This window comes from Rhodoplanes sp. SY1 (genome assembly GCF_046000175.1).
Classification (GTDB): domain Bacteria; phylum Pseudomonadota; class Alphaproteobacteria; order Rhizobiales; family Xanthobacteraceae; genus Rhodoplanes.
Map to the genome: position 1 here is coordinate 1 of NZ_JBEOMB010000198.1, position 5,895 is coordinate 5,895.

Here is a 5,895-nt window from a genome sequence, read left to right on the forward strand (position 1 = left end):
CGCCGGCGCCGGGATGGCGCCGCAGTCGGCGCAGGGCCAGCCGCTGCGCCGCATGGACGAGCTGCGCGGTGAGCGCCGCGAGATGCGCCAGGGCGACACCACGATCATCCGCGAGCCCGACCGGACCATCATTCGTGAAGGCAACACGACGATCATCCGGCACAACGAGCTCGACCGCTTCCGCTACGGCGCCCGCGACGTGCGGGTGGAGCGGCGCGGCAACGAGAACGTCACCGTCGTGGTGCGCCCGAGCGGCGACCGCATCGTCACCGTGACGGACGAGAACGGCTATCTGATCCGGCGCACCCGCGTGCTGCCGGACGGCCGCGAATACGTGCTGATCGACAACCGGCGCGGCTGGGGTCCGGGTGGCCCGCCGCCCGACCGGCGCCGCCCCGGCTTCGGCACCGGAATGGCGATCGGCGCCGCGGTCGGGCTCGGGGTCGGCGCGTTCATGCTGAACATGCCGCCGCCCGAGGTGCGCATCCCGCGTGAGCGCTACATCGTCGAGACCGAGCGGGCCGACCCGGCGCTGCTCTACGAGACCCTGACGGCGCCGCCCGTGGTGGCGATCGAGCGGCCCTACACGCTCGACGAGATCCGCTACAACGCGCCGCTGCGTGATCACATGCCGCGCGTCGACCTCGACACGGTGACGTTCGAGTCCGGCTCGTGGGAGCTGGATCCGGCGCAGGTGCAGAAGCTCGCCGGCATCGCCGACGGACTCAATCGCGCCATCCAGGCGAACCCGCAGGAGGTGTTCCTGATCGAGGGCCACACCGACGCGGTCGGCTCCGACGTCGACAACCTGTCGCTGTCGGACCGGCGCGCCGAGTCGGTCGCGCTGGTGCTCACCCAGCAGTTCGGGGTGCCGGCCGAGAACCTCACGACCCAGGGCTACGGCGAGCAGTACATGAAGGTGCCGACCGACGGACCGCTGCGCGAGAACCGCCGCGTCACGGTCCGCCGCATCACGCCGCTGCTGACCGGCGAGGCCCAGCCGCAGCCGCCGCGGTGAGATGCGTGACGGCTTCGGCCTGATCAGGCGGCGCGACAGCGATGTCGCGCCGCTTCTTTTTGACCTCTCCACGGCGGGAAAGATCGGATCTCACGCGTCGCGGGATGAAACGACGGCCTCGGAGCTCGGCCGCGTGCCCCGGACAAGGCGCGGCAGGCCGCAGGCCTGATGCGCCGCAGAGCCGGGGCCCAGGGGCCGCACGGCAGAAGCCTCGTCCGACGCCCCTGGGTCCCGGTTCGCGGCGCATTGCGCCGCGCCCGAGACACGAGGCCTGTCGACCTGATCAGATGCTGGGGATGAAGCCGCCGTCGACGCGGATCACCGAGCCGGTGACGTAGGAGGCGCGGGTCGAGGCCAGGAAGGCGACGACGTCGCCGTACTCCTTCGGGTCGCCGTAGCGGCCGACCGGAATCGACGCCGTGCTCTCGGCCGACACGTCCTCGACCGACCGGTTCTCGCGCTTCGCCTTCTGCTCGTCGAGAAACTTGATGCGCGGCGTCGCGATGCGGCCGGGCAGCACGATGTTGACCGTGACCCCGTCACGGCCGACCTCGCGGGCCAGCGTCTTCGACCAGCCGACCAGCGTCAGGCGCAGCGCGTTCGACACCGCGAGATTGGGGATCGGCGCGATCACGCCCGAGGAGGTCGAGGTGATCACCCGGCCGAACTTTTTCGCCCGCATCTGCGGCAGGACACGATCGGTGAGCGCGATCACGGACAGCACCATGGACTGGAAGTGCTTCGACCACAGCGCCGGGTCCTGGCCGGTGGCCGGCGTCGGGGGCGGGCCGCCGGTGTTGTTGACCAGCACGTCCACGGGCCCGAGCGCCGTTTCGATGGCCGATACGTGGGTCTCGATCGAAGCGAGGTCGGCGAGATCCCAGGTCAGCGGCAGCGCGCTGCCGCCGGCCTGCTCGATCGCCGCCGCCGTGCGGCGCGCCGCGTCGCCGTCGATGTCGCCGACCGCGACGCGTGCGCCCTCCGCGGCGAGCGCCGTCGCGATGGCGCCGCCGAGACCACCGCCGGCGCCGAGCACCAGGGCGGTCTTACCCGCGAGACCGAGATCCATGTCGTTCCCTTTTTCTTGATGATGACCGGGACCGACTCCGTCTCACACCTCGTCGAGGCTGTCCACCCAGCGGAAGCCGGCTTTCAGCAGCGGCTCGCGCATCTTGTACATGTCGATGCCGAGCTCGCCCGCGGCGAGCCGCGCGCGCTTCTCCTCCTCGGCGGCGACGCGCTTCGCCGCCGCCGCCGCGACCGTGTCGGCGTCCCGACGCGGCACCACGACGACGCCGTCGTCGTCGGCGACGATCACGTCGCCGGGATTGACCAGCGCGCCGGCGCAGACCACCGGCACGTTGACCGAGCCGAGCGTCGCCTTGACCGTGCCCTTCGCCGAGACGGCGCGCGACCACACCGGGAAGTTCATCTCGGTGAGCGTCTTCACGTCGCGGACGCCGGCGTCGATGACGAGGCAGACGCCGCCGCGCGCCTTCAGCGAGGTGGCGAGCAGGTCGCCGAACATGCCGTCGGTGTTGTCGGCCGTGACGCCGACCACCAGCACGTCGCCCTTGCGGAGCTGCTCGATGGCGACGTGGATCATCCAGTTGTCGCCCGGCTGGGCCAGCACCGTGACGGCGCTGCCGGCCACCTGAGCGCCCGGGAAGATCGGCCGCATGTAGGGCTTCATCAGGCCGAGCCGGCCCTGCGCCTCGTGGACGGTGGCGACGCCGTGCTCGGCCAGCGCCGCGATGGTCTCGGGCGACGCGCGCTCGATGGTGCGGACGCAGACTCCGGCGGTCATGCCAGCTCCTCCAGGGCCATCGGGAACAGGCGCTGATAGGCCTCGCCGTAGGTCATCGGCTTGCCGGTGTTGCGGCCGCCCTGCACGCCGCGCTGCAGCGCCACGCGCTCGTAATAGGCCCACAGATGCTTCTGCGCGGCGAGGATCTCGAAGGTCTTGCGCTTGATCTCCCACACCTCGTCGATGTTGAGGATCACCTGCGGCTTGAAGTTGCACATCTCCGGCTGGTGCGGCTCGAACAGGAACGAGATGCTGTTCGGTGAGATGCAGCGGATAGTCGCCGGCGTCGAAGAACTCGATCTCGGCGCCGAGCATCGCGGCGGCGCGCTCGGCCTCGTCCTTGCGGCCGGCCTTCACCTTGTCCATCGTCATGCCGGCCTGCTTCCAGGCGAACTGGCTCTCGCCGCGCTCGCCATAGGCGAGGCAGACGATCTTCATCCGGTAGCCCTTCTTGGCGTGCAGCGCGATGGCGCCGCCGGCGCGCCAGACGAAATCGCCCGGATGGGCGGTGACGACCAGACCAGTCTTGCTCATGGGGACCTCTTCCGAGCTTGTCCGAGCTTGAAATCCCGACAGCGTTCCGCTGCCCGATACTCTGCTTCGTCATGCCCGGCCCTGGGCCGGGCATCCACGCGCTTCGATCAGTCGTTCCGCCGAAGACGTGGATGGCCGGGACGAGCCCGGCCATGACCGTGTGGATCGTCCCGGCACGAACGCTCCGGAACGATCGTCGTCATTACTGCTTCTGGATGCCGGCCTTGTCGATGACGGCGGACCAGCGCTTGATGTCGCTGGTCAGGCGCGCCGACAGATCGGCCGGGGTCGACGCCGAGGCGACGATGCCGAGCTCGAGGAGCTTCTTCTTCACCTCGTCCTCGACCAGCACCTCCTGCAGGCCCGCATTGAGCATGCGGACGACCTCCTCGGGCGTGCCGGACTTGGCGAACAGCGCGTTCCACGAGGTGGCGTCGAAGCCCCGCACGGTCGCGGCGACCGGCGGCACCTTGGGCAGCACCGGCGACTGCTTGGCGCCCGAGGTGGCGAGCGCGACGAGGTTCCCGTCCTCGATCGAGCCCTTCAGCGAGGCGTAGGAGTCGATGACGAGCTGGGCGTCGTTGCGCAGCACCGAGACGAGCGCGTCCGGCGTGGTGCGGTAGACGACGATCTCGGTCTTGATGCCGGCTTCCGTGTTGAACAGCACGCCCGACAGGTTCTGGGTCGAGCCGGCGATCACGGTCGCGATGTTGAGCGCGCCGGGCCGCTTCTTGGCGTCGTCGATCAGATCGGCGAGCTTGGCGTAGCCGGTCTGCTTGTTGGTCGCGAGGACGAAGTCGAACAGGCCGAGCGTCGAGATCGGCACGAAGCCGTTCACCGGATCGAACGGCAGCTGCTTGAACAGGCCGACCGACACGGCGGTGCCGTTGGAGAACAGCGCCAGCGTGTAGCCGTCGGCCGCCGACGAGGCGACGCGGGTCGCGGCGAGCGAGCCGCCGGCGCCGGGCGCGTTCTCGATCACGAAGCGGCCGCCGATCTTCTCGCCGAGCCGCTCGGTGACGATGCGCACCGTGATGTCGGCGACGCCGCCGGCGCCGAACGGCACCACCACCTTGATCGGCCGGGCCGGATACTTGGCCTGCGCCCAGGCCGCGGACGAGACGACGAAGGGGGCGGCCACGGAGGCCACGAGGCCGCCGGCGGCGACGTGCAGAAGCGTGCGGCGGCTCGGTCCGCCGATCTTGTCGTTGTTCATGTCGGGTCCTTTCCGTCGGAGGACGGTCAGGCGGGGAAGCCGAACAGGCGGGCCGGATTGTCGACCAGGAGCTTCTGCCGCACGACCGGATCGGGAGCGTAGAGGGGGATCAGATCGACGAGATCGCCGTCGTCGGGCATCGCCGGCACGTTGGGATGCGGCCAGTCGGTGCCCCACAGCAGGCGGTCCGGATCGACCTCGATCAGGCGCTTCGCGAAGGGAACGACGTCGTGATAGGGCGCACCGGACGACGAGACGCGCTCGGCGCCGGTCAGCTTGATCCAGCACTTCGGGTCGCGCTCGTAACGCGCGACCAGAGCCCGGAAGGCGGCCTGCTCGACGCCGAGCTTGGCGTCGACCACGCCGATGTGGTCGATCACGTAGGTGATCGGCAGGGCGTCGAGCACGGGGGCGAAGGTCTCGAGCTCCTTGGCCGGCAGGTAGAGATCGACGTGCCAGCCGTGCGGCGCGATGCGCTTCACCACGGTCTCGAAGGTCGCGAGATCCGGCCGGCCGCCGAGCCGGGCCAGGAAGGTGAAGCGGCAGCCGACGATGCCGGCGGCGGAGAGCTTGGCGATCTCGGCGTCCGAGAAGCTGGCGTCGACATTGGCGACACCCTTGTAGCGGCCGCCGCTCGCCGCGATGGCGTCGGTCACCACCAGGTTGTCGCGGCCGTGCGGTGTGGCGTTCACCAGCACGGCGCGGCCGATGCCCATGCGCTCCTGCAGCCATTGCAGCTTGGCGAGCGGCGCGTCGGGCGGCGTGTAGGGCCGGTCGGCGACGTAGGGGTACTTCGCGTCCGGGCCGAACACGTGGCAGTGCGTGTCGCAGGCGAGCGGCGGCAAGGCGAAGGCCGGCGTGTGCGGATCGGGGTGCGGCGGGGGAATCGTCGGGATGGGGCTCATGGCCGGCCTCTTGGCAGGGCTGCCGACCGGACCGGGCGGCGGGGATGCCCGGTCCGGGGCAGTGACGCGGGGGCCGCCGATCAGGAGAGGCAGTCCGAACCGCAGGCGCGACCATGGCTCCGGACGCTTGCGCAATCAAATGACATTATTGCCGGTATTGGTGCATTCGATTCATGAGCGCCCGCGAGAGGCGCGGCGCCTCGACGGGTGGGCAATCCCGACGACGACCCTCATCGTCACGGCCCGGCCCGACCCCCATAGCCGCCGAGGCAAGGTCCGAAGTCCTCCTCCGTCGTGCTCCGCTCAGGCGAGGGCTGTGCATTATTCTGTCATTCCGGGGCGGCGCGCAGCGCCGAACCCGGAATCCAACCCAGAATGCCGAGTTTGCCGTTGGATTCCGGGTTCGCGCCTTCGG

Annotated in this window: 5 protein-coding genes and 1 pseudogene; 1 reads left to right on the forward strand and 5 read right to left on the reverse strand. The window is 70.1% G+C overall.

Annotation, left to right across the window (positions count from 1 at the left end; genetic code table 11):
• Nucleotides 1-52 precede the first annotated feature (52 nt).
• Complete coding sequence (locus ABTU92_RS28180; RefSeq protein ID WP_408094897.1) at nucleotides 53-1,018, forward strand: OmpA family protein; 966 nt, start codon at nucleotides 53-55, stop codon at nucleotides 1,016-1,018.
• 283 nt (nucleotides 1,019-1,301) lie between these two features.
• On the opposite strand, the gene ABTU92_RS28185 is transcribed toward ABTU92_RS28180, so the two are convergent.
• From ABTU92_RS28185 to ABTU92_RS28205, 5 genes and pseudogenes are all read right to left on the reverse strand, one after another.
• Entirely contained in the window at nucleotides 1,302-2,087 is a 786-nt protein-coding gene (locus tag ABTU92_RS28185; protein WP_408094892.1) for an SDR family oxidoreductase, read from the reverse strand.
• A gap of 42 nt (nucleotides 2,088-2,129) precedes the next feature.
• A complete protein-coding gene (locus tag ABTU92_RS28190; RefSeq protein ID WP_408094893.1) occupies nucleotides 2,130-2,825 on the reverse strand; it encodes a 4-carboxy-4-hydroxy-2-oxoadipate aldolase/oxaloacetate decarboxylase in 696 nt (231 codons plus the stop codon).
• Nucleotides 2,822-3,359: pseudogene (locus tag ABTU92_RS28195) on the reverse strand (PIG-L deacetylase family protein). Before ABTU92_RS28195 ends, ABTU92_RS28190 begins: the two are co-directional and overlap by 4 nt.
• Nucleotides 3,360-3,561: 202 nt before the next feature.
• Nucleotides 3,562-4,575: a Bug family tripartite tricarboxylate transporter substrate binding protein gene (locus ABTU92_RS28200; protein ID WP_408094895.1), complete on the reverse strand. Its 1,014-nt coding sequence runs from the start codon at nucleotides 4,573-4,575 to the stop codon at nucleotides 3,562-3,564.
• A gap of 26 nt (nucleotides 4,576-4,601) precedes the next feature.
• Nucleotides 4,602-5,480, reverse strand: coding sequence for an amidohydrolase family protein (locus tag ABTU92_RS28205; RefSeq protein ID WP_408094896.1), 879 nt, complete (start codon nucleotides 5,478-5,480; stop codon nucleotides 4,602-4,604).
• Nucleotides 5,481-5,895: the final 415 nt, after the last annotated feature.